Source organism: Pseudarthrobacter oxydans (genome assembly GCF_030812335.1).
In the GTDB taxonomy this organism is placed as follows: Bacteria; Actinomycetota; Actinomycetes; order Actinomycetales; family Micrococcaceae; genus Arthrobacter; species Arthrobacter oxydans_B.
Genome location: NZ_JAUSSN010000006.1, coordinates 300,687 through 323,792 on the forward strand (window position 1 = coordinate 300,687; position 23,106 = coordinate 323,792).

Here is a 23,106-nt window from a genome sequence, read left to right on the forward strand (position 1 = left end):
GCAGCCATTCCGGTCTGGCCCGGTCCTATCAATGGGCTGCGGTGGAGGCGCTACTGCTCGGCACCGCCGTGCAGGGGGTCGTCGCTGGCGTCGCTGTCTGGTGTTGCGCCGAGGTCCTCCGGGGGCAGGTCGATGTTCCCGATCGCCTCGGACATATTGGGCATTCCGGGGACGCTGTAAGTATCCGGAAAGATGCCGTGGGCTTGTTCCTCGATCAGGGCTTCCTCTTCGCTGAAGCGGATCTCGTTCGCTTCGTCGCCTATGTCGCCCGGGAGGTCCTCGCTGAACTTTGACGGGTTCGGAACTATAAAGCCGTTGAAGCTGTCTTCGCTGCTGCCGGTCATTGGTTCATCCTTTCGTAAAGCCCCAATCACCTCAGCGTATGCCCGGCAGCTCAGGTATGACCCGGACGCAACCGGGGGACTTTCAGGAGCGCCGGAGAGGGATAGGGCTGATGCGCACCCCGGCAGTGTTGCATTGGGATGTCCGGATGAGGGTGCGCATGGAGCTGTTTGCCAAGATCCGCTGAGCCGCCCGCGTTGAGGGTTTGTCCATCCGTGGGCTGGCAAAGCGGTATCAGAGCGGCAGGGAAACCGTCCGGCAGGCATTGTCGGATCCTCTCCCGCCGGTGCGGAAGACCGCCGTGAGGTCGTCGCCCCGGCTGGAAGCGTTCAAATATGCGATCGATGTTCAACGCAGGGCAAAAAAGGGTCAAGTACTTCCGGACTGTCTGTTCCTTCCTGGGCGGGCCCTAACAGTCCTCGGGCTCGCCTTCTCGTACATCGGGTGGCTGTTCGTGCTGATGGCCGTTCTCCTCGTCGCAGTGACCATCGGCCGCGTCATCCACCTCACCGTGACCGGACAGCCGTGGAGCCGCTCAGGCGGGACCGCCGCAGCTCCAACCCCACCGAGAGGAAGCCTGCACCGACACCGCTAACCACGCCGGCTTGCCGTCCAGCCCGTTGAGACCGAAGAGCGCTGAAGGCTGAACGGCCATTAAGAGCAGACAACCACCCAAGTCAGCGCAAGACCCAAACGGCGGGAACTTGAACCTTTGTGACTCCCGAAATGAAACGGGAATGATGTTGGTTGTGTCGCGTAGACATTTATTCTTGTTGCCATGCCCCGCATGAGAAAAACACTCCCTGCAGCCCGAGTCTCCGACGAGTCCCATCGTGTGACCACGTTCGAGCTCTTCTTTGACTTGGTCTTCGTCTTCGCCTTCACGCAGGTTTCGAGTTTCATGGCGCACGAGCACTCCTTTTTTGGCGTGCTGCAGGGCATGATCATCCTCACGCTGCTCTGGTGGTCCTGGGTGTGCTTCGCTTGGCTCTCTAACCAGACGCACGTTGACGAGGGCCTCATGCGATTCGGGCTGGCCGCTGTCATGGTAGCCATGTTCATCGCCTCACTCGCCATACCCGAGGCTTTCCAGGACCTGGAGGGTGGGCTCAGCGGCCCTCTTGTGCTGGCACTGTCCTACGTCGTCGTCCGCGTGCTGCATGTGACGCTCTACGCCTATGCGGCGGGGGATGATCAGCCCCTGCGCCGCCAGGTCGCAAAAACTGCGGGCGGAATGGTACTCGGCTCGGCACTTATCGTGGCCGGCGCCCTGGTGGGAGGGGCAGCGCAGACCTGGTTCTGGCTGGCTGGAATTACCGTGGACGCAGGCATCACTTACCTCACGTCCACCCGCGGCAACTGGCGGATCCATTCCGCGGCCCATTGGACTGAGCGGTACGGCCTCGTCGTCATCCTGGCGCTTGGCGAATCAATCGTCGCGATCGGTGTCGGCGCCTCGCGGGAACCGGTCAGCATCCCGATCCTCGTCGGCGCAGTCTTTGGCGTCGCCCTGTCCATCTGCCTATGGTGGCTGCACTTCGACGTCACCGCCATCGCGGCTGAGCACCGCTTTGCCGTCTTGCGGGGGAGGGAACGCGCCTCGGCAGCCGTCGACGCCTACACCTACTTGCACCTCCCCCTCGTCGCCGGGATCGTCCTGTCTGCATTTGGGGTGGAGGATGTCCTGGCACACGTCTACGAGACGGATGACTTTGGCGCCCTGGGAGCCTTCTCGCTCTTTGGTGGAGCGGCCCTCTACCTGCTGGGGAGCGCCACGTTCTGGCGGCGCGTGGGTGGTGACTGGAAGAAGTGGCGGCTCGGCGGTGCCGCCTTCCTTTTTGCCCTCGTTCCTATAGCAGCGCGGATACCCCCGCTGGCAGCTCTGGCACTGGTTTGTGTCGCAGCAGCGGCCCTAGTCATCATTGAAAGCCTCCTGGACCGAGACAAGCGAAGTGCCGTTCGAGCGAGGCTCTGAAGCCCTGCACCAAGCTCGAATGTGGCGCCGGCCCAGGACCTTGCCCGAGGGTGATCAACGTCCGCGGATGAGCCCGACTGCCTGCACGAGGATGCCTAAGTTGAGAAATAGCACGAACAATCCTGGCGTCGTTCCCGTCGTATTCAGGGCTTCCAGGACGTTCATGACGGCAAATGCAAGGCCGACGCCGGACAAAGCCAGCGCCGCAATAGGCGGAGCCAAAGATCTGCTACGTCGTGCTGCGATGTTCCAAATCCCACTTCCGAGCAGGGCGAGAATGAAAAGAACATTGAGGGCGTCGCCTACGACTACTTCGCCCCTCTCGCTCTCGCTGAGGGCGTCGATGAGAGAGCCGTACTGCGAGTACAACCAGACCATGCCAACCACGTCAAGTGCACCCGCTACAAGCAGCCCGATTCCGATGCCTGTCCGTCCGTTACGGGTGCGCTTCGCGTCGCCAGCCTCCGCGGCAACGGCTGGGTAGCCTGGGTGTGGATATTCAGTGCTCATGTGAGTCCCCTTCGAGAGTGCAGGGAGTACCCAATGCCCCCCAGCTGGGAACAACGTAGCAGCCCAGAGGACTTCTCGGTGCCTATTCATGGCCATCAGGAGCCCTTGGTTTCTGTCCGGCGTTCTGCTAACCGGTGGCGGCTGACGCCAGCTACACCATTCGCATCGGCCCGAAGCGTGCCTGCAATTCGGGCAGCCACGTACGGTCCAGGGCCAGACCGTACTGATTACAGAGCTTGATCACATCTTGTTCGGTGGACGGACCAGGCTCCTGATCCTCAAGCAATGCAGCGACCTGTTCGAAGAGCCGCTCGAAACCGCCGGGCGAGATGGTCTCCACGATGAGCGCGGGCTCCGGGCCTGGGTTCCAGAACGTGTGCATGACCTGACGGGGTTTCCATACGTAAGTGCCTGCTGGCGCCCGAATCTCCTTGTCACCAACCCGGGCCCAAATAGTGCCGCTGACCACATAGGAGAGTTCGTCCTCGTGCTGGTGCGTGTGGGGTTCAACGATGACACCCGGCTCAATGGGGTGCTCCACGACCGCGAAATTACCGCCGGTCTGCTCGCTGTAAATTTTGAATCGAACGCCCAAGCCACCGAGGTCGACGAGCCGGCCATGATCGGCGCCTAGAAAGTATTCCCCGTCCATCTGGAAATGATACATCTCAGCTTCTCCCGTACGCCTGATCATTCCAATCATCAGATTCGACGAGATTGTCGGTGGCCCTCCGTATGGTCTTTCATGATCGTCCGCACGTGCGGGCGGCGGTGGGAAGGGTCCGACATGAGCCAGTAGCCGGCACCATGTTCGGGACCTGCGCGTCCCGCCACAGTCGATGGCGTTCGCTGCCATCAACGTCCTCGCCGATGTGGCCGTGTACCGGGGTTCCTTGTCCCGTATGGTGCCGTGCTGGCCATGATGCTCGAATTCAACACCGAGTCTGCACGCCAACGCCGGGCTCAGACGAACCGAAGGCACCTTGCCGCGATCCAGGTCAGTGTCAGCGCGGCGAGGGCCGGACCGCCGCAGATGAGTCCCACGGCCGCACGCTACGCAGGCCGGAGTCAGTTGTCAGTGCTCGACTCCAGCAGCCACTGTTCGGCCAGGGGATCGGTCGACAAACTTCCAACAACTGGGGCCACTATGAGCTGGTTCGTCGGACAATCACTTGCGGGTTCCAGCTGATTCTTTGGTGGAAGTTCTTCCAAGTAGATCGACATCTCACATCCTCCTCTCCTCCTCCCCCCGTCCCGTCCGCCTCGTCCTGTTCTTCGTCGTTGATGATCCATCCCTGCTGATTGCCACAACATGATCCTCGGCTGTCAACGAAAAGGCCCCGCGCGTTGAATCCAACGTGCTGGGCCTTCGTCGTTCCCTGAAAAACATTCGCATGCGTCTGGGCCCAGCCTTTTCGGCCTGGACCCGACGGCGAAATTGTCTTCAATGCGCCGGGTGAGCGAATAGATGCGAATTGGTAGTCCGGTGGCCTAGTTCTTGGGCACTCCCGCGACGGCCTCGGCTACCGTCATCGTCTCGCCGAAGCGGCCACGGCGGACTGGTAGTTCGCCGTATTGCCTTCTCCCAGGAAGCCACCGAGCAAACCAACCAAGACAGCCCAATCCGGTAAGCCTGCTGAGCCTGTCGACCCGAGCACAAAGAAGGCGCTCAAGTTGGTATGGCCTGGCCTGTGGTGAATGTCAGTCGGGTCTTTCCGAGGCGCCCCACCCTGCGGTGCGAGGTGAGCTGCTGGCAGTGAAATGAACGGGCATTTGCAATCCAATCGCGTGCTCGGTTCGCCAGTTCCGGGCACTGTCGTTGACAGCATTGCGGTGGGAATCTAGAAGAATGACTGGTGACGTCGAGGGCGTGGTTCGAATCCGGTTGCTGGGCGGCTTCCGGGTGTCGGTGGGTGGGCGGTTCATCACGGACGGTGAGTGGCGTCTGCGTAAGTCGAAGGCTGTGGTCAAGCTTCTGGCGTTGGCGCCCGGTCACCGGTTGCAGCGGGATCAGGTGCTGGACTATTTGTGGCCCGGGTTGGACCCGGCTGCGGCAGGGGGTCAGCTTCGCAAGGTGGTCCACGAGGCGCGGCGGGTCCTGGATCCGAGCCTGTCGGTCTTGGACCGGTACCTCATCTCGGGTGAGCAGCTGCGGCTGGACCGCGAGTCAACGTGGGTTGATGTTGACGCGTTCGAGGCTGCAGTTTTGACGGCGCGCCGGACCGGCGACCCGGCCGCGTATTCGGCGGCGATAGAACTGTATGACGGGGATCTGCTGCCGGAAGACCGCTATGAGGATTGGGCTATCACGAAGGAAGCGTCGCTCCGGTCGGATCTTCTCGCGTTGCTGGTCGAGCAGGCACGGTTGTTGGAGGCCCGTGCGAACTTCGACGGCGCCGTATCGGCGCTCCGCCGGGTCATCGCAGCTGATCCCGTCCATGAGGAGGCCGGCGTCGCTTTGATGCGCGTGTACTCCCTGGCGGGCCGGCGACACGATGCGCTGCAGGAGCACGAGCGCCTGCGTGCAGCTCTGAACCTAGAACTAGGCATCGAGCCCGACCCTGCCACGGAACGGTTGTTCGAGCAGATCAGATCAGGCCGGCCGGCGGAGCCTGAGCTGGCCGGCGAGCTTTTGGAGCAGATCGGTGGCCTGCGGTTGGTGTCGGGTGATTTTCAGGGCGCGGCCGAAGCGTTCGCTGCGGCGATTGCGCGCCTGCGCGGTTCCGGCGCCGATCTCCGCTCGGCGCGGCTGCACCGCAAGGCCGCGAAAGCCTACCTTATGACGCAGGACGCTGCTGCTGCGGAGCGGCACATACAGACCGCCGAAGGACTGATCACGGGCACGAAGGACGATGCCGAGAAGGCCCGAGTTCTGGAGGCGCGCGCGAACTGGCTGTGGGCCGTGGGTCGCTTCGACGAGGCGCAAAGCGCAGCGGAAGCCAGCCTGGCGGCGGCCGAGGCCTATGGAACCGGCGAGGACGTCGCCGCGGTGCAGGAAACACTCGCCATCATCTGCCATATCCGCGGAGCCTGGCGGCTCGGTCTTCAGGCCGAGATCGGGCGGCTCGGAGATGCGGGCGACGACGATCCGCGGCTGGGAAGGATCTTCGAATTCCATTGCTGCATCGGTGAATACCACCTGTACGGCGACGGGTTGTGCGAGACGGTCGAAGACTATGCCCGCGGCACACTTACGCTGGCGATCGACCGAGGTGCGCGCCACGCCCAGGCATTCGCCTGGTGCCTGCTCGGGGAATCGCTGCTGCTGCGGGGACGCTGGGATGAAGCCGCCGGATGCCTGGAGCGCAGCACGGAACTGTACGCTGAGCTCGACGCCCGCGCCGGCGCGCTGCCCTGGCAGCGGCTTGCCGAGCTCGCGGTAATGCGAGGCGACAGCACGGCGGCGGCGGCGTGCCTCCGTCACGGGATGGCGATCGCAGTGGTGTCGCCCCTGGCCCGGCATGCCTGGGGTCGGCTGTATGCAACCGCGGCGCTGGACGCGCTGGAGCAGGGCGAGCCGGCCGAGGCCGTCCGCATAGTCCGGTCCGCGGCGGCGACCGCGGCGCGCTACGGCGAATGTCCGAGCTGCACCGCACTGCTGTATCCGACGGCGGCCGAAGCGTTCGCTGCGCTGGGCAACAGGGCGGGAGCAGCCGTGTTCGCTCAGGCGGCCGAGCGGGTTGCACAATCCTTCCAAAGCTCGGCCTGGACCGCCATGGCTGAGTCCGCCCGCGGTTCGCTGGCGCTGACCGACGCGGACGCGGGCGGGGCACGCGAACGATTCCTATCCGCAGCGCGCCTCTACGAAAGCGCCCATCAGCCGTTCTGGTCCGCCCGCTGCAGGCTGCAGGCCGCATCCACCGGCGCGGGCGGCCCGGCGGACAGATACCTGCTGGACGACGCGGCCACTGTATTCGAGCAACTCGGCGCGGTACGGACGCTCGCTGCCGCGCGGCGGGTGACCTGATCGCCGACCCAACCGGCCGCCACATGGGTACCGCGGAGTAACTCAGCGAGAACTCGGAACCGTTATACGGTCGCCACCCGGTCGAAGTCGGCACCGCTCATGTGCTCGCACAGCGCAACGCAGGCATCGAAGTGGGTCGCGAACTCCGGGTTCTGCTTCCACGCGTCCCGGGACGCCTCATCGGTCCATTCCGCGAACGAAACGTAATGACCAGGGACACGTCGGTCACGAATGAGGTTCGCCACGACGATCGACGGGTAGTTCGCCCGGGACCACTGCAGGAACTCCGTCCACCGGTTTATGAACTCCTGATCGCGGCCTTCGGTCACCTGCCAAGTTCCCGAGGCATAGTGGTCTGCCATTGGTCTCACCTCCTTCCAGAAATTCTCCTTTAACCGTAGGCGGGGACCGTTCCCCACGCGTTCCCTGGTTCGCGTCAGAAGCAGGAAGGTGCTTCTCACAGAGCCTGCCCAACCGGGACGGTCCAAGGAAGCCCCCACGGCATACCCAAATGGCATGCGAAATCGTTCAGTTCCTGAAATTGCCTCAACCGCAATCGGCAGCATTTCCGGCTTTCGGTGGCGGGTCTATCGGCTTAATCTGCTTCCGATTGGATTTAGAAAGATTGGTTGACGCATAGCGACCACATGCCGCTGATCTTGGACATCGCCCAGTAACACACGGTTCTAAGGCGCCGAAGCCTGCTCAGCAAACTTCGTGCGCGCTGCAGCGAATTGCCGGCGGCAAGTGGACAATTCCCACGAGCCCTGCCTGGACTGACCTTAGGGTCATCCCTTCGGGTGTAGGAAAGGACCATCTTGCTCGTCCACGGGGAGACGGGACCAGGCCAATGCCACCGTGAAATTAGTGGACAGGGGGAACGGTCCTCAGGACCTAGTAGCCTGTCCATCTACACCCCCAGTCCCGTCGTCTGTCTAGTGGTGATCGCCAGCCCATTTGCGGGACCCGCAAATGGGCTGGCCATTGAAGCTGACAGGTCTTAGGCTTTCGGCGAAAACAGGCCGGGTCGTTTCCGTAAACTGTGGGCTGCTTATTTCCTGGAGACTCCGCAGTGCGGCAGGCGAATACCGGGCCGAACACTCGCCGGCCCTGGCCCGTGCGATCCTCGAAGCGGTCGGCCTGGACGCCCGGGCCGTCTTCCTCGGTGAACTTCGGGCCTGAAAGCCGGGTAGCCACAGGCAACCGTGCGTCCACAGTCTGGAAGCCGTCAAGCATTCGAAGAAATAGGCCTCCATCAGTGCCGGCCCCGGAGCGCGGGGACTCAGGATCCTAGGACCACGACGAACAACGGGACGACAACCAGACCGAAGGCCAGAGGTACCCCGGCCACCCAGAGGGCAGCGACCGCCCAGCGCCGGTCCACCCGCCGGCGGACCGCTTTGAGGGCAACGACGGACGCCCCGATCACCAGTAGGAACGAGACGGCTAGCAGGAGCAGCGCGTCGTCCCCGGCGTTCTGCTCCACGAGCGTGCAACCGAGAAGGCAGAAGGCGTCCCACCAGAGCCGGACCCCGAGATAGACCCCGACTGTTCCGATGACGGCGGCGGCGAATGCGGTCCGCCCCGAAATTAATTTCCCCATACCGCCAATCATGCATCGATCCGCCGCGCAACCGCGTGAGGAACCGGCACTGGGCCAGCGCCGCCGGGGAAATGATAGGCAGAGCAACGGTTCTCAGGACGGAGTAGCCTGTCCATCTACAGTCCTTGCTGACTGGCACCAACCTTGTCCTCGGCAGTCAACGAAAGAAACCCCACATGTTGAATCCAACATGCGGGGGGCTTCGTTTTCTGAGAATCACTCCCGTGCACCCGGGCGAGTCCTTTCGCCCGGGACCCGACGTCGACATTCGTCCAATCGCGCTGGTGATCGACTAAATAGGATCATGTAGTCGAGTGTGTCTGTCGTCGTCGCAGCCTTACCCGAGGACAGCCCACCCCCGCGGCGGGACCACAACAGCGTTCGCGCCGACGTCGAGTGCCGCCTGACCGGCGAGCACCGACGTGGCGCCCGCCGAGCTGATCCGCTGGGTCTCATGCGAGAGGTTCAGAGTGACCACGAGTGCATCACCGTCCAGCGCGACGCGGTATGCCAGCACCTCGTTTGCGAGCTGGAGGATTTCCGTGGTTGCTCGGTGCAGCCACGGGTTCCGTCTCCGCACCCCGATGAGCTCCCGGTGCACGGCGAAGATGGGTTCTCCCAGCGCCGAGAGCTGGTCCGGGGCGGACGGGAAGAGCGGCCTGACGTCGTCGTCGCCCCCTGCCCTGTCCTCCTTGATGCCCCGGTAGCCCTGCTCGTCGCCGTAGTAGATGGACGGCGTTCCGCCGACTGTGAGCAGGACGACGACGGCGTGCGGCAGGAGCGCGGCGTCGGTGAGCTTGCTCGCGATGCGCGTGACGTCGTGGTTACCGATGAAGGTGAGCGGTGCGTAGGAGGCCAGGAGTGCGTTGTGTCGTTCGAAGGCGGCTGCGAGTTCGTAGAAGTTCGCGTCGTTGAGGGAACTCCAGACAGCCTTCCAGAGCTCGTATTGCGTGGCGGAATCGAGTCCGCCGGACCGGACCTCCGCTGCGTAGTCGCCGTGGATGTATTCGCCCACAAAGTACGCGTCCGGATGGGATGACCGGACGCGCGCTGTGACTTCGGCCCAGAACGACGACGGCACGGCATAGGCGGCGTCGAGCCGCCAACCGTCCGCACCACGGCGCAGCCAGTGCTCCATGACGTCCACCACGAAGTCGGCAACCGCCGGCTCCTCATGGTTGAGCGCCACGAGGTGGTGGTGGCCCTCGAAGTCGCGATACGTCGGTTCGACGCCGGCCGCGGCGCCGTTGGGCCACTCCAGCGAGAACCAAGAGGCGGTGTCCGCCGCCCGCCCGCGGGCAAGGACCTCCTGGAACGGCGCGAAGGAACGCCCTGTGTGGTTGAAGACGCCGTCGAGGAGTACTCGCAACCCGCGGCGGTGTGCCTCGGCCACCAGGGTGTCGAAGTCCTGCTCGGATCCGAGCCGGGGATCGATCCGAAAGTAATCCGTGGTGTCGTAGCCGTGCGTCTCCGATTCGAAGATGGGGCCAAGGGCGAGCCCCGACGCCCCGAGCTCTACCGCGTAGTCGAGCCACGGGACAAGGTCCAGCAGGCGGTGCTCGGCGGCCGGTTCCGTAGTCCCGGTCTTCTCCGCGCCGACGAAGCCGAGGGGATAGACGTGCCACCAGACGGCGTGTTGGACCCAGTCGGGTTCGTTCATGGCGATGATGCACTTCCGTCCGTTTCCGGCCGGCCAGAGAGGCCGGCGGGCTGGCCCGGGCGGGGCCGGCGTCCCGTCCAGCCTATATCGATCGGGAGGTGGCCGCCCGGTGTTGAGTTGCTGAGGCGCGCGATAACGGCTGGGGGCAGCATGTCCGAGGCCAAACCTCTCTGGCGGCAGCTGTCGCGGCCTACTTCCGGGGGACGCCGGCGGCAGCCTCGGCTGCGTCAGGGTCGGTAGCGCCTTTCGAGCAGTGCCCAGCAAGACGGGCTTCCTATCGGGCCGGCGTCGGTATCTTCGCCATCACGGTGCGGTCTGCTCGGCCGGTCCCGAATCCGAGGGCAGCTCCGGTTCCGGGGTCTGTTCGGTCTCGGGCGCGAGGTCCGCCGGCGTGGTGTCGCTTGATTCGTCGGTTGCCGGGTCTTCAGTTCCGGTCGATCCGCTGTCCCCGCGACTGGGGCTACCGTCCGTGGTCAGGCCATCTTGTTTGACAGCGCCTTCCTCGACCTGCCCAGGCACTTCCTCCAGGTTCTCCGCCGATTCGTCGGTCTCTTCCGGGACCATCGGATTGCCGGTCAATGCTTTGCCCAGCGTCGTCGTGTGCCCGGTCGAACCGCCGTCGATGCTCGACGTCGACGAGACAAGGCTGGAGATGGGCTGATTGGTTCCGAATTCGACAGCGGTCACACCGACCATCGCGACCACGAATGCGGCAGCACTGACCGCCCCGACCCTGATCCAAGTCTTGGGAGTGAAGTTGCTCCTCACTCGTTTGGCTCGAGGTTCGTCGCTCTCGGCCGACGCGCTGGCGGCGAGCGTGCCGCCGTCGTCAGCGGGAATTCCGCCCGTGCGTCGTTGGGGGATCTTCTTCAACGCTACGGTGGCGGCCGAACTGAGTGTTCGGGCATAGAGAGCGGCGCCGACCGTGGCAACGATCGAGCCAAGCGCGGCGCCGATAAGCGTCCCGGCAACGCCAAGAAAGGACCCCACCAAGGCAGAGGTCACCGCGGCCAGAGCCGAGCCAATAGTCTGGGTGCCACTGAGTCCTAGGAGCTGTTTGGGCTTGTCTTCGATAGTGGGGTCTGCAGGCATATTCACAACGCATTTCAGTCAGGGAATGTTACGAATAGATAACGTTACCTGCCTGCGGCTGGTTCTTCACTGGGGCCGTAATCATTTGAGATGCTTCTCACCGGCACAACGAGCGTCAGGGTTCAAGCTCCCGCGGCCGCCGGGGGAGGTGGAGAAGGATCGATGATCCAGGGACTTCGGGATGTCGTCGCTGGTCAAGGCCGACGGGGCCGAGCCTCGCTTCCAAGCCTATGTCTCGTCGTGCCGTGAGTAGGAGGAGCCGGAGGGCGTCCGTTCCAACAGTTTGAAGTCGATCAAGTAACGGCGCAGCATTGCGACGTCATCGGTGTAACTGAGGAGCCGTTCATTTACCTGCTTTTCCGTTAGGTGTTCGCCAGGCTCGATGGCTTCGCTGACAATCCAGGCGAGCAGTTCCCGCCGCTCCGCCATGTTGGCCGGATACCGCTCGATCCTGCCCAAGCGCATGAAGCGGCCCACCCCGGTCTGCGCCTGTCGCCGGGGTTGCTGCGTGAGCAGGTCGCTGAAGATCGCCTCAGACGCCTCCAGTTCGTCGGCAGCATTCCGTTCGACGAGCCCGGACTCAAGCAGGGCGGCGATGGCCCTGTCTCGCCGTCGGGCATTCAGCCCCGCAGCCACTTCGGGGACCCTGGCGCCCAGGACGATTTGTGCGTAGGCGGTCCGCGCGTCCTTGTTGGCAAGGGCTGCCACCACTCGCCGCCAGTTCGGTCCGCTCAGCCTTGTCCCTCCGGTCACAGCGTTTTTTCCTTGCTCGGGATCCGGACGGCCGTGCCGCTGACGACTGCTCCGCCGTCAGGGGGAATGTCCACTGTGAGCAGGCCCGGCCGGCCGACGTGCCGTCCCTGGTGGATCAGCACTCTCGACGGAGGCTCGACCAAGCCCAGGATGCGCAGGTAGGCGCCGACTGCAGCCGCGGCGGCCCCAGTTGCAGGGTCCTCGGTGATGGCGCCCACCGGGAACAGATTCCGGGCTTCGAAGTCGCCGTCGGCCATGCGGTGCAGGATCGTCACGGTTGCGGCCCAGCCCTGCACGTCCATGATGCGGCGCATTGCCACCGGATCGAAGCCAAAGGAATCGAAGAGGGTAGGGTCGACGAAGACCAGCACCGGATGCCAGTTGCCCGAATACGAGATCCGCGGCGGATAGGCCGGATCGAGATCGTCCACCCCGACGCCGAGCAAACCGAGGAGTTCAGCCAGGACGGCGTCGTCGAATTCGGCCACCTGTGGCTCAACGGCGGTGAACGATGCGGTGATGTCGGTGCCTTCGCCCGCTGTCTCGATCACGACCGGGCCGACAGGGGTGTCGAACGTGAAGGACCCAGCCCCGTCGCGGGTGCTCAGCGCAACGGCCAGCGCAATCGTCGCATGGCCACAGAATGGCACCTCGGCGATCGGCGAGAAGTACCGTACCTGGCTCCGACGCGGGTCGCCGTTGCCGCCCTGCTCCGTCACGAAGGCCGTTTCGGCATACCCGACGGCGGCCGCCACCGCCAGCATCCCGGCTTCATCCAGATGGCGGGCATCCAGGACCAGCCCGGCGGGATTGCCGCCGTCCGGCGTCGAGGCAAAGGCCGCATAACGCAGGACCTCGGGGGTGTTTTCCATACCCCCGATCCTCGCATGCCGGGTCACTGGACGGCATCGTGGATCCTGTCCGCAAACCACGCGCCGACACCGGGACAGAGCACTAATATCCACGAGCCGTTCGGCCACGCGATCCGTTTCATGGTCCAGGCTTGCCCGGCCAGCAGTTTCACCGGCTGCCGCGCCCGGGAGGTCCATGGACTCCCGCGTCCGGTAGTCCGGTGGCCTACGTCCGGGGCACTCCGGCGGCGGTCTCGGCTGCCGTCAGCGCCGCACCGAATGCCCCTACGGCGGACCGGTAGTTCGCCGGGTTGCCTTGTGACTTTGCCTGCTCGGCGTTCCGCCTCGCCCTGATCATGGCCGCGGTAGCAGGGAAAGCCGTATCGGACATCGCCGGAAAGTCGAACTGCAGGTGCGGGTCAACCTCATAGGCCAGCCACCGGCTCTCCAGATGCTCATGCTGTGCTGCAACGGCGCCAAAGGCTTGCGCGTCAACCAGCGACAGCCCGGTTAACCTTCCAGCGGCTATGCCAGCGGCCTCTTCGGCTGTCCGGATCGCGTCGCGCTGGCGTTGCAGCGCCTGTGCGGCGCCCAGCCCCGGTGGGCCCTTGATCCGGTGCTTTAGAACCATGTTGTTTTCGTACGCCCGGATTTCGTCCGGTGTCATCCTGTCGAGCTCAGCAGCGCTTTTATTGACGACGTCGGCAGGACCTCTGCGACTGGCGATGCTGCTGTCCGGGACGGGAAACACGTACTTGCCTCCCAGGAAGCCCCCGAGCAAAACACCCCAGAGGGTCCAGTCTGGAAGGCCTGCCGAGTTCGTCGACCCGGCAACAAAGAAGGCGGTCGCGTTGGTTACGGCCTGCCCCGTGGTGAATCTCATGCGTCCGAGGCGTCGCACCCTGCGGTGCCGGGTGAGCTGTCGGTAGTGAAATGAACGTGCTCTTGCGATCCAATCGCGTGCTCGGTTCACCAGTTGCGGGCTTTCAGTCATGATCATGAGGCTACCGGTCTCCACAGACACTCGACGGACCTCGACCCTCGGCCTGTTCCCAGTCCTACCTGTGAGCCGTTTGAAAACCGAAACGACCCCTCACACATACGCGCGCGGGTTCGTTTCGTTCGGGGCATTTGCGCACAGCAGGATTTTTCGGCTCCTGTTGCCTCGAAGAAGAAGCTTGAACCTTCAAGTAAAGCCGAGTAGAATGATGTCATGACTTCGACACTCGACCGCCCTCCGGTTCTCTTCCTCAGCCATGGTGCGCCGCCGCTGGCTGACGATGCCACCTGGACCCGCGAACTTAGGGACTGGTCCGGCACTTTTGACAAGCCCAAGGACATCCTTATGGTGTCCGCCCACTGGGAAAACGCCCCCGTCACGCTCAGCGCCACCCGGCGTAACCCGGGACTGGTCTACGACTTCGGAGGCTTCGCCCAAAAGTACTACGACGTCACCTATGACGCACCGCAGGCCCCCGGGCTGGCCATTGAGGTGGAGAAGCTCGTGGCCGGCCATGGCCACCACGTCGAACGCGACGAGAACCGCGGCTTGGACCACGGCGCGTACGTTCCGCTCAAGGAGATGTTCCCGGACGCGGATGTGCCGGTGGTGCAAATGTCCATGCCGACCCTTGATCCGCAGGGCCTGTTCGATCTGGGCAAGTCGCTGGCGCCGCTGCGCGACCGCGGAACGCTGATCGTCGGTTCCGGGTTCACCACGCACAATCTGCGCTGGTTCAACCCCGCCGGCGGACCCGACAGCACTCCGCCGTCGGTCTCCCGGGAATTCGATCACTGGGCCGAGGAAGCAATGGGGCGCGGCGACGTCGACGCCATCCTGGACTTCCTCCACAAGGCCCCGGCAGCCCGCGAGGCGCACCCCCGCAGCGAACACTGGGCCCCGCTGTATGTCGCGCTCGGGGCAGCCTACGAGTCCGGCGACCTGCACGCCAAAACCGCCATCGACGGGTTCTGGTTCGGCCTGTCAAAGCGTTCCTGGACCCTGACCTAAGCCAATACATCGGCTTCGGGGCTGGTGTTGCTCTAAGTTCAACCATCGGGGTCGGCACACGGCGGCGGCGCCCCTACCTGCGTTGGTAGCCTGTCGGGTATCCCAGCGGGGCGTCTTGCTCTTCCAGTCCCGGCCGGCGGGGCGAGGGGGCGCCCTCGCTGTCCTCGCATTGATTACTTGGTTGCAGACGCTCCATGGCTCGACCAGCGGCTATCCGCGGCGCTACCGTTGAAGTGGTGTCTGGGATGGACGACTTAGACGGGTTGCTGGCCACGGCGCGGACGGCGTACGCCCGCGGCGACTGGCATGCCGCTTACCAGCAACTCAGCCAGGCCCGGGAATTATCGGAACTGGCGACGGGGGACCTGAGTCTCCTGGGCCGAGCCGCGTGGTGGCTCGGGCAGGTCAAGGAATCCTTTGAGCTTTCCGAGGACGTTTACCACCGCTTCCAGGACGACGGCGACGCATCCGACGCGGCCATGAAGGCCCTGCATCTGGGGCTGCTGTGGTTCATCCGCGGAGATGTGGTCATCGCTTCCGGTTGGGTGAACCGTGCCCGGGGACTATTGCAGGATCTTCCGGAAGGTCCGGAGCACGGCTATCTGCTCTACCTCGATGCCTGCCTCTCGCTTAGTCTCGCGGACCTGGGCCCGGCACGGGAGACCGCGGCCAAGTTGCAGGATTTGGGCCGGAGCCTGCGCGTACCCGCACTCACATCCTTCGGTCTGGTACTCGCCGGCCTGGCAGACCTGCGCAGCGGCAACACCGCCTCCGGCTTTGCCCAGCTGGACGAGGCAATGCTCCCGGTCGTCGCCGGACGGCTGCCGCCGGAATGGGCGGGAGAAATCTACTGCACCGTGATCCACGCGTGCCACGAGCTGGGCGACCTGCACCGGATGCGCGCCTGGACTGACGCCACGGAGCAGTGGGGCGAGCAGTTCGTGGGAGACGTGGTGTATGCCGGCATCTGCCGCATCCACCGGCTGCAGCTGCTGAGTATCGAAGGCGGCTGGGACGCAGCGGAACCTGCGATCGAGCAGAGTGGGGCGCAGCTCGTGGGCCGGAACAACTGGGTGGCGGGTGAGGCCTACTACCAGCTGGGCGAAATACGCCGGCTTCGCGGGGACAGCAGCGGCGCCGAGAGAGCTTACGCCCGGGCATCGGAGTTGGGAACCGAACCGCAGCCGGGGGCATCGCTGCTCCAGCATGCCGCCGGGAAGAACGAGGCTGCGTGGGCCGGCCTGTGCGCCGCCTTGGCCGGGAGGGACCGGCTGGCATGCGCACGGCTGCTGCTCTCCGGCGTCGAAATCGCCCTGGCTCTCGGACACTTTGATGAGGCCGAGCGGCTCTGCGCCCGGCTGGAGGAAACCTCAACAATGTTCGACACCGCCGGCTTCCGCGCCTGGGCCGGGCACGCACGCGCCGCCCTGCTGATCGCACAGTCCCAGCATGCCGCGGCGTTGCCCGTGCTGCAGGCCGTCGTCCACGAGTACCGGATCCTGCACGCCCGCTACGACACAGCCAGAGCCTACGAACTGCTCGCCCAGGCGCACCGCGGGCTGGGACAGAACAGCGTCGCCGCCGCGGACTCCGCGACCGCGCTGGCGATCTACAGCGAACTCGGTGCCCTGCCGGATGTCCGCAGGCTCGACGGCGGCCGGCTTCCGGGCGGGCTGACCGAGCGCGAGGCGGACGTGCTGGCGTTCACCGCCGCCGGAGCCAGCAACAAGCAAACCGCCGAGGCATTGTTCATCAGCCAGAAGACAGTCGGCAGGCACCTGGCGAACATTTATGCCAAGATCGGCGTCTCCTCGCGCACGGCCGCCGCAGCCTGGGCTCACGAACACGGCCTGCAGCCGCGCCGCTAATTGTCGCTGCCCCAGCCGACGCCGGGCAGCACCTGCCGGATGGGCGTCTGCATGATTCGCCCCATGGGCTCCGCACAGAACACATCGTTCGCCCGATGCCGGCGGCACGTGGCAATTCCTACGCTGGAATCAATCAGGCACAGACGCCTGCAGCAAAGAAAGGAACAACAATGACCATCGAGCTGGAAACATCACTGGCGGAGTTCGACGCCGAGGCCTCCAGGGCTTTTGCCGGACGCTTCGTGGGGATCCTGAACGATGCCGCCGTCGCCCTGCTGACCAGTGTCGGGCACCAGACCGGCCTGTTCGAGACGCTGGCCTGCTTGCCTGCCGCCACCAGCGAGCAGATCGCCGACGCCAGCGACCTCAACGAGCGCTATGTGCGCGAATGGCTGGGCGGAATGACCGCCGCCCGCGTGGTCCACTACGACCCGGCGGCCGGGACGTACTGGCTGCCCCGCGAGCATGCTGCCGTCCTGACCAGCGCCGCGGGCCCGGACAACATGGCCATTCTGATGCAGCACATTTCCATGATGGGCGAAGTCGAACAGAAGATCATCGAGCGTTTCCGGCACGGCAGCGGGCTGTCCTACGAGGACTACCCCCACTTCCACCGGAACATGGCCCAGACCAGCGCGGCGGTGCACGACGCAGCCCTGCTGGACGTGATCCTGCCGCTGGTACCCGGTCTGCCTGACCGGCTGAAGGCCGGCATCGACGTCGCCGACGTCGGCTGCGGCAGCGGCCACGCGATCAACCTCATGGCGCAGGCCTTTCCTGCCAGCAGGTTCACCGGCTACGACTTCTCCGAAGGAGCCATCCGTGCCGCCCGCGCCGAGGCGGATCGGTTGGGACTGGCGAACGCCAGCTTCGACGTCGTTGACGTGACCGGCCTGGACGTCGAGGCCCGCTTCGACGCGGTGACCGCTTTCGACGCCATCCACGATCAGGCGCATCCGGCGGCGGTGCTGCGCAACATCCACCGGGCGCTCCGGCCGGACGGGATATTCCTGATGGTGGACATTAAGGCATCCAGCAAAGTGGAGGAGAACATTGAGCTCCCTTGGGGCAGCTACCTGTATGCGATCTCGACGTTCCACTGCATGAGCGTTTCGCTCGGGCTCGACGGCGACGGGCTGGGTACCGTATGGGGCGAACAGCTCGCGACGTCGATGCTCGCCGACGCCGGCTTCGCGAACGTCGAGTCCAAGGACATCGAATCGGATCCGTTCAACGCCTACTTCATCGCCAGGAAGTAACACGCTGTCGCCGCACGCATAACCGACGATCCTCGGCTTTGCAGTGAACTGCTCCCCTGAAGTTGGACTGAGAATTCAGTTCTGACTATCGGGGAGCAGTTCTATGCACAGGGGCCACGATTCTCTTGGCAGCTCGTAACACTTGCCCCACCAACGGCCTTTGGCCAGCAACATTGACCTGCCGAATTGCCTGCAGGACGGGCCGGCTGTAACGCCACAATAACGGCCGTTGGCCAACGCTGGGTTTCCGGGCGAACGCTCAACGAAGGTGCTGGTGGAGGGAGAGGCTCATGACCGCACAGGAAACCGGGCGAAGCGGTGTCAGGGGCCCGGTGTCGGTCCGCCCGCTGCGCGAGACGGACCTCGAGCGCGCTGACGAGATCTGCAGGGAGGCGTTCGGGACGTTCCTCGGGATCCCCGACCCGTTCGGGACCGCCGACTACGTCCGCACCCGCTTTGCTGCCGACCCGCACGCCGCCTTCGCCGCAACGGTCGACGGCGACCTCGCCGGTTCAAATTTTGCCGCCAACTGGGGCAGCGTCGGGTTCTTCGGACCGCTGACCGTGCGCCCGGACCTGTGGGACCACGGCGTCGGCCAAAGCCTGATGGAGCCGGTCATGGGCTGCTTCGAGACCTGGGGGAACAGTCACCTCGGCCTGTTCACCTTCTCGCACAGTCCGAAACACCTCGAGCTGTACCGCCGGTACGGCTTCTGGCCCCGGTTCCTGACCGCCGTCATGCGCAAGCAGGTCGCTGCGCTTGGCGCCGCGCCCGGCCGGGTGACGTACGCCGAAGTGTCCGCCGCCGAGCGACCCGACTACCTCAGTGCTTGTCGCGCCCTGACCGACGCCGTGTATGAGGGTCTCGACCTAGAACGCGAGATCGTGGCCACATACGCGCAGGGACTCGGCGACACCGTGCTGCTGCCGGGCGAGTCGGGACTCGACGGGCTGGCCGTGTGTCACTGCGGACCCGGCTCGGAGGCCGGTGCGGATGTGTGCCTCGTCAAGTTCGGCGCCGTACGCCCCGGCCGGCAGGCCGGTGACAGATTCGAACGACTGCTGGACGCCTGCGAGCAACTGGCCGCCGAGCGCGGACTGGGTCAGCTCGACGCCGGGATGAACCTGGGCCGCCCGGATGCCTATCAGCGCATGGTCGCCCGCGGTTTCCGTACCGGGTTGCAGGGCGTGACCATGCACCGGCCCAACGAACCCGGCTACAGCCACCCCGACTCATACGTGATCGACGATTGGCGCTGACCTCCCCGTCCGCGCCCGTTTGCGCGGAGTCGGCGGCTCGGACAGGTTTCGACGCTCTGAGAACAAGAAGTTCAAAGCCTATGTTTCGTCGTGCCGCGAGTACGAGGAGCCGGAGGGCGTCCGCTCCAGTAGTCCAAAGTCGATCATGTAGCGGCGCAGGATGACGACATCATCGGTATAACTGAGAAGCCGTTCATTTACCTGCTTTTCGGTTAGGTGTTCGCCCGGCTCGATGGCTTCCCTGACAATCCAGGCCAGGAGCTCCCGTCGTTCCGCCGTGTTGGCTGGATACCGGTCGATCCTGCCCAGGCGCATGAAGCGAGCCAACCCGGTCTGGGCCTGTCGCCGGGGTTGCTGCGTGAGCAGGTCGCTGAAGATCGTCTCAGACGCCTCCAGCTCGTTGGCAGCATTCCGTTCGACGAGTCCGGACTCAAGCAGGGCGGCGATTGCCTTGTCCCGCCGTCGGGCATTCAGTTCGGCAACCACGTCGGGGAGCTTGGCGCCCAGCACGATTTGCGCGTAGGCGGTCCGGGCGTCTTTGTTGCGAGGGCTGCCACCACTCGCCGCCAGTGCGGTCCGCTCAGCCTCGTCCCTTCGGTCACAGCGTTTTCCTCACTCTGCGCCTGCCCTGGCCTGTGCTGGTCAAGTGGCTTGGCCAACAGGCAAAATCGTAGTCCTGCGGGGGGTGTTACGGACAGGGCTTGCGGGCAGCAGGCTGGTGAGGTGTCCGAGGGACCAACTCGCCCCTCCATCTATATCCTCGAACGCTAGGACTCCTGAGGCAGCTGGGCCTGCAGCGGGTCGTTTACAAACGCAAGGCCGAAGGCCAGAATGAGTCAGACTCGCGGCCCCATTGCCGGGAGGGTCAGCGCCGACGATTTGCCGCAGCAGGCCAATTTGAGGAGCCTCCGATGACGATCCTGAGAATGACGCCCGAGGCCAAGGCCACCGGCCTGACGGCGGAGATCTACGACGCCGACCGCCGATCGCTCGGCTACGTCCCGAGCCACACGTAGGCCATGAGCCTGAACCCGGAGGCCTACCTCGCCTGGGAGTCCCTCACCCAAGCCATCAGCTCATCCTTGGGCATCCGCCGCTACGAGTTGGTGACGCTGGCAGCGGCCCAGGCCATCGGATCCGGTCATTGCAGGCTGGCTCACGGGAAGAAGACGCTCAGGATAATAGGCGAAGAGCAGTTGCGTGCCATCGCGAAGGACTTCCACGATGCGGGCCTTCCGGAGGCGGAGGTGGCCATGATGGACTACGCAGTAAAGCTAAGCACAGATGCGGCTTCCATGACCGAGACCGACGCGCAGCGACTGCGCGACTTCGGTTTCAGCGACCGACATCACCTTGGCAGCGGCCGCCCGAAACTTCTTCAGCAGGGCCTTGCTGGCCATGGGCGTCGACTTGGACGTCCCCGAAGGCATCAGCGACGAGCTGCAAGACGCGCTGCTGGCACCGCTCTTCCGGGTTCAAGGGCCCGGGACCAGCGTCGACTCCGGCGATTCCGGTCGTGATTGAGTCCGGGAATATAGCCTTCCGGTTCTTCTCCTTTTCAAGGGATGCGTGCCGTAATACGCTCCCGTTATGGATGCAAAACTCTTTGCTTACCTCAGTTATCCGGATGCACCGGCTGCACTGGATTGGCTGCGGCGGGTTGGCTTCGACGTGGTCCGCCGCCAGGCCGGGGCCGGGGGCGAGGTCCTCCACGCAGAAGTTCGCCTCGGTGACGTTGTCCTCATGGTGGCAAGTGATGATGCGGAGTACCAGCGACCCGGTTTGATCGGTCGATCTACCGGCCGGGGGCTCTACCTGCTCGTGGACGACGTCGATGATTTCTACCGCAAGGCCATGGCCGCTGGGGGAACGAGCGTGATCGAGCCCGAAAGCACTGAGTGGGGAGCTCGTCGCGCACGAGTGCTGGACCCACAAGGACAGGAGTGGAGTGCGGGAACTTATGAACCCGGAGTCGCCCCTTAGCAGGCGCCTCGGTGTCATCAGCCGTCCGCACCGGGGATTCTGGCAGGATATGGTGCAGGATGTGGTGATGCCGTTCACGCTGCGCGAGCCCGCGCTCTCCGACGCACCACAGATCGCTGAATTGCACGTGACCTCGTGGCGGGAGACGTATTCTCATCTGCTCTCTGAGGTCTTCTTCACCGAAGAGCACGTCCAAAGCCGCTACGAGATGTGGAGTCACATCCTCGGGAATCCACGCGCCGAATGGGGCATCAGGATTGCGGAGTGCAGAGGGCAGGTCATTGGCTTCGCGTTCTTCGGCCCCAGCTTTGGACCAGCAGGCCAGGAACTTCCGCGCGATCGTCAGTTGTTCAGCCTCTACGTAACGGCAGAGCGCTATGGCACCGGAGTAGGACAGACGCTGCTGGATGCCACCGCGGCGGATGGTCCCGCCATGTTGTGGGTCGCGAGGGACAACCTGCGGGCGGTGGCGTTCTACCGTCGCAACGGGTTCGAGTTCGATGGTGCGGAGCAGACCGACCCAGGTGCTCCGGCGATTGTCGACGCCCGCATGGTCAGATAGGAACAGTCGCTTGCTCGCGGCGTCCGGTTTGCAACCCCGATGCGGGGACCCTGCCGCCGTGCCTGCACAACAGGGGACCGGCTTCCGTCGTAGGCTGAATTTCGGACCTAATCGACAGGAGGCCGAAGTGACGGAGACGACGGTGGCCGAAGTGATGGCCGAGCTGGCGCAGCTCGAGGACCCCAGGGCACGCGAGGTGAACGAGAAACACGGCGACGATCACGGTGTGAATCTGAGCAAATTGCGCGCGCTGGCTAAGAGGCTGAAGACACAACAGGAACTCGCGCGCCGGCTGTGGGCGACAAATGACACCCCGGCGAGACTGCTGGCGATCCTGATCTGCCGCCCGAAGGCGTTCGAGCCTGACGAGTTGGACCGCATGCTGCGTGAGTCGCGAGTACCCAAGGTGCACGACTGGCTCGTGAACTACGTGGTGAAGAAGAACACGCACTGTGAAGAACTGCGCCTGGCCTGGTCCGCCGATCCGGATCCCGTGGTGGCGAGTGCGGGCTGGGCACTGACCACCGAACGCGTGGCGAAGAAGCCCGAGGGCCTCGACCTCGCCGGACTGCTCGATGTCATCGAGGCGGAGATGAAAGACTCTCCGGATCGCCTGCAGTGGGCAATGAACCATTGCTTGGCTCAGATCGGGATCGAGCACGCAGAGCACCGCACTCGTGCCATCGACATCGGTGAGCGTCTGCAGGTGCTCAAGGACTACCCGACTTCCCCGGGCTGCACGTCCCCGTTCGCGCCCAGCTGGATCACCGAAATGGTGCGCCGACTGCCCGATAAGTAGAAGAGTTCAGGCTCAGGCCCGGACATCTTCGTGAGCTGCCAAGAACGCGGCGACAAATGTTTCGGCCACCGACACGGCTTGGATGCCGTTATGGCCGGACACTTTGGAACGGGCAGGCCAGCCCCGATCGTGCTTACCTGTCGTGGGGACTTCGAGCGCGGCCGTGACTTCGTGCCAGTCGGGGAAGGGATCCGGCGGCAGATCCAAGGCAGGATCCCGGCCGGGGTCCGGGGGCAGGTCCAGTTCGGGATCCCAGCCCGGATCCGCTTGCGGGCCTTCGTCTATGCCTTCGCCGGTGGGTAGGAGGTGGGGTGGCCAGTCGGGTGGTTCCCAGTCCTGCTGTTCGCTGGGATAGTACCGGCCGGAGGGTGAGGTCCAGCCGGGTGGTTTGTCTTTAGTGGCTCCGGAGGGGGTCCATCCGGAGCCGTGTTTGAGGCCGTGGTGTTTGCGGCATGGCTGTCCGAGGTTGGTGATGCCGGTGGTGCCTCCGTCGGCCCAGGCCAGGAGGTGGTCGGCTTCGTTGTCCAGGGACGGGTTGTTGCAGCCCGGGAAGGGACACCGGCCGTCGCGGAGCCGGAGCCACTGGCGCATGGCCTTCGTGAGGCGGTAGTT

The 23,106-nt window shown here is 64.6% G+C and carries 23 protein-coding genes; 10 read left to right on the forward strand and 13 right to left on the reverse strand.

From position 1 onward, the window contains the following. Nucleotides 1-50: 50 nt before the first annotated feature. Nucleotides 51-344 (reverse strand): hypothetical protein, encoded by a 294-nt coding sequence (locus tag J2W14_RS12415; protein ID WP_307462791.1) that lies wholly within the window; start codon nt 342-344, stop codon nt 51-53. A 785-nt stretch (nt 345-1,129) separates the two neighbouring features. Here J2W14_RS12415 and J2W14_RS12420 point away from each other — a divergent pair. Beyond that, nucleotides 1,130-2,317, forward strand: a complete 1,188-nt coding sequence (locus tag J2W14_RS12420) for a low temperature requirement protein A (protein WP_307462794.1) — start codon at nt 1,130-1,132, stop codon at nt 2,315-2,317. 54 nt (nt 2,318-2,371) lie between these two features. On the opposite strand, the gene J2W14_RS12425 is transcribed toward J2W14_RS12420, so the two are convergent. Beyond that, complete coding sequence (locus J2W14_RS12425) at nt 2,372-2,827, reverse strand: hypothetical protein (RefSeq protein WP_307462796.1); 456 nt, start codon at nt 2,825-2,827, stop codon at nt 2,372-2,374. A 151-nt stretch (nt 2,828-2,978) separates the two neighbouring features. Then, on the reverse strand, nt 2,979-3,479 hold the full coding sequence (locus J2W14_RS12430; protein WP_307462798.1) for a cupin domain-containing protein: 501 nt from the start codon (nt 3,477-3,479) through the stop codon (nt 2,979-2,981). Nucleotides 3,480-4,676: 1,197 nt separating this feature from the next. Between J2W14_RS12430 and J2W14_RS12435 the strand changes: the two genes are divergently transcribed. Continuing rightward, complete coding sequence (locus tag J2W14_RS12435; RefSeq protein ID WP_307462800.1) at nt 4,677-6,794, forward strand: BTAD domain-containing putative transcriptional regulator; 2,118 nt, start codon at nt 4,677-4,679, stop codon at nt 6,792-6,794. A 62-nt stretch (nt 6,795-6,856) separates the two neighbouring features. Here the strand turns inward: J2W14_RS12435 and J2W14_RS12440 are convergent, their stop codons facing one another. From J2W14_RS12440 to J2W14_RS12470, 7 genes are all read right to left on the reverse strand, one after another. Further along, a complete protein-coding gene (locus J2W14_RS12440; RefSeq protein WP_307462801.1) occupies nt 6,857-7,156 on the reverse strand; it encodes an antibiotic biosynthesis monooxygenase family protein in 300 nt (99 codons plus the stop codon). A 920-nt stretch (nt 7,157-8,076) separates the two neighbouring features. After that, nucleotides 8,077-8,397, reverse strand: coding sequence for a hypothetical protein (locus tag J2W14_RS12445; protein ID WP_307462802.1), 321 nt, complete (start codon nt 8,395-8,397; stop codon nt 8,077-8,079). A 337-nt stretch (nt 8,398-8,734) separates the two neighbouring features. Continuing rightward, a complete protein-coding gene (locus J2W14_RS12450; RefSeq protein WP_307462803.1) occupies nt 8,735-10,057 on the reverse strand; it encodes an alpha-amylase family glycosyl hydrolase in 1,323 nt (440 codons plus the stop codon). A gap of 303 nt (nt 10,058-10,360) precedes the next feature. Next, the gene (locus J2W14_RS12455) at nt 10,361-11,149 is read right to left on the reverse strand and encodes a hypothetical protein (RefSeq protein WP_307462804.1); all 789 of its coding nucleotides are present in this window, start codon (nt 11,147-11,149) and stop codon (nt 10,361-10,363) included. Between the two features lie 228 nt (nt 11,150-11,377). Next, a complete protein-coding gene (locus J2W14_RS12460; RefSeq protein WP_307462806.1) occupies nt 11,378-11,902 on the reverse strand; it encodes a DUF2087 domain-containing protein in 525 nt (174 codons plus the stop codon). Beyond that, entirely contained in the window at nt 11,899-12,774 is an 876-nt protein-coding gene (locus J2W14_RS12465) for a PhzF family phenazine biosynthesis protein (RefSeq protein ID WP_307462808.1), read from the reverse strand. The genes J2W14_RS12460 and J2W14_RS12465 overlap by 4 nt, the downstream gene beginning before the upstream one ends. Before the next feature lie 205 nt (nt 12,775-12,979). Next, nucleotides 12,980-13,747, reverse strand: a complete 768-nt coding sequence (locus tag J2W14_RS12470; RefSeq protein WP_307462809.1) for a hypothetical protein — start codon at nt 13,745-13,747, stop codon at nt 12,980-12,982. Nucleotides 13,748-13,966: 219 nt separating this feature from the next. Between J2W14_RS12470 and J2W14_RS12475 the strand changes: the two genes are divergently transcribed. The 4 genes from J2W14_RS12475 (at nt 13,967) to J2W14_RS12490 (ending at nt 19,150) form a co-directional block, all read left to right on the forward strand. After that, nucleotides 13,967-14,764, forward strand: a complete 798-nt coding sequence (locus J2W14_RS12475; protein ID WP_307462810.1) for a dioxygenase family protein — start codon at nt 13,967-13,969, stop codon at nt 14,762-14,764. A 245-nt stretch (nt 14,765-15,009) separates the two neighbouring features. Next, on the forward strand, nt 15,010-16,632 hold the full coding sequence (locus tag J2W14_RS12480) for a helix-turn-helix transcriptional regulator (RefSeq protein ID WP_307462811.1): 1,623 nt from the start codon (nt 15,010-15,012) through the stop codon (nt 16,630-16,632). A gap of 170 nt (nt 16,633-16,802) precedes the next feature. After that, nucleotides 16,803-17,891 carry a class I SAM-dependent methyltransferase gene (locus J2W14_RS12485; protein WP_307462812.1) on the forward strand — a complete coding sequence of 363 codons (1,089 nt, stop codon included), beginning with the start codon at nt 16,803-16,805 and terminating at the stop codon, nt 17,889-17,891. Between the two features lie 290 nt (nt 17,892-18,181). Continuing rightward, nucleotides 18,182-19,150 carry a GNAT family N-acetyltransferase gene (locus tag J2W14_RS12490; RefSeq protein WP_307462813.1) on the forward strand — a complete coding sequence of 323 codons (969 nt, stop codon included), beginning with the start codon at nt 18,182-18,184 and terminating at the stop codon, nt 19,148-19,150. A 78-nt stretch (nt 19,151-19,228) separates the two neighbouring features. Here the strand turns inward: J2W14_RS12490 and J2W14_RS12495 are convergent, their stop codons facing one another. Continuing rightward, nucleotides 19,229-19,636 (reverse strand): DUF2087 domain-containing protein, encoded by a 408-nt coding sequence (locus J2W14_RS12495; protein WP_307462815.1) that lies wholly within the window; start codon nt 19,634-19,636, stop codon nt 19,229-19,231. 788 nt (nt 19,637-20,424) lie between these two features. Next, nucleotides 20,425-20,550 carry a hypothetical protein gene (locus J2W14_RS12500; protein WP_307462817.1) on the reverse strand — a complete coding sequence of 42 codons (126 nt, stop codon included), beginning with the start codon at nt 20,548-20,550 and terminating at the stop codon, nt 20,425-20,427. Between J2W14_RS12500 and J2W14_RS12505 the strand changes: the two genes are divergently transcribed. The 4 genes from J2W14_RS12505 to J2W14_RS12520 all read left to right on the forward strand — a co-directional run bounded on the left by J2W14_RS12505 (nt 20,549) and on the right by J2W14_RS12520 (nt 22,494). Then, the gene (locus J2W14_RS12505; protein WP_307462818.1) at nt 20,549-20,674 is read left to right on the forward strand and encodes a hypothetical protein; all 126 of its coding nucleotides are present in this window, start codon (nt 20,549-20,551) and stop codon (nt 20,672-20,674) included. The two genes, J2W14_RS12500 and J2W14_RS12505, sit on opposite strands and share 2 nt — an antisense overlap. Before the next feature lie 66 nt (nt 20,675-20,740). After that, on the forward strand, nt 20,741-21,133 hold the full coding sequence (locus J2W14_RS12510) for a VOC family protein (protein ID WP_307462819.1): 393 nt from the start codon (nt 20,741-20,743) through the stop codon (nt 21,131-21,133). Between the two features lie 49 nt (nt 21,134-21,182). Further along, nucleotides 21,183-21,695 carry a GNAT family N-acetyltransferase gene (locus tag J2W14_RS12515; RefSeq protein WP_307462820.1) on the forward strand — a complete coding sequence of 171 codons (513 nt, stop codon included), beginning with the start codon at nt 21,183-21,185 and terminating at the stop codon, nt 21,693-21,695. A gap of 127 nt (nt 21,696-21,822) precedes the next feature. Next, nucleotides 21,823-22,494 (forward strand): DNA alkylation repair protein, encoded by a 672-nt coding sequence (locus tag J2W14_RS12520; protein ID WP_307462821.1) that lies wholly within the window; start codon nt 21,823-21,825, stop codon nt 22,492-22,494. Nucleotides 22,495-22,506: 12 nt separating this feature from the next. On the opposite strand, the gene J2W14_RS12525 is transcribed toward J2W14_RS12520, so the two are convergent. Beyond that, a partial coding sequence (locus J2W14_RS12525) for an HNH endonuclease signature motif containing protein (protein WP_307462823.1) occupies nt 22,507-23,106 on the reverse strand: 600 nt, incomplete at its 5' end.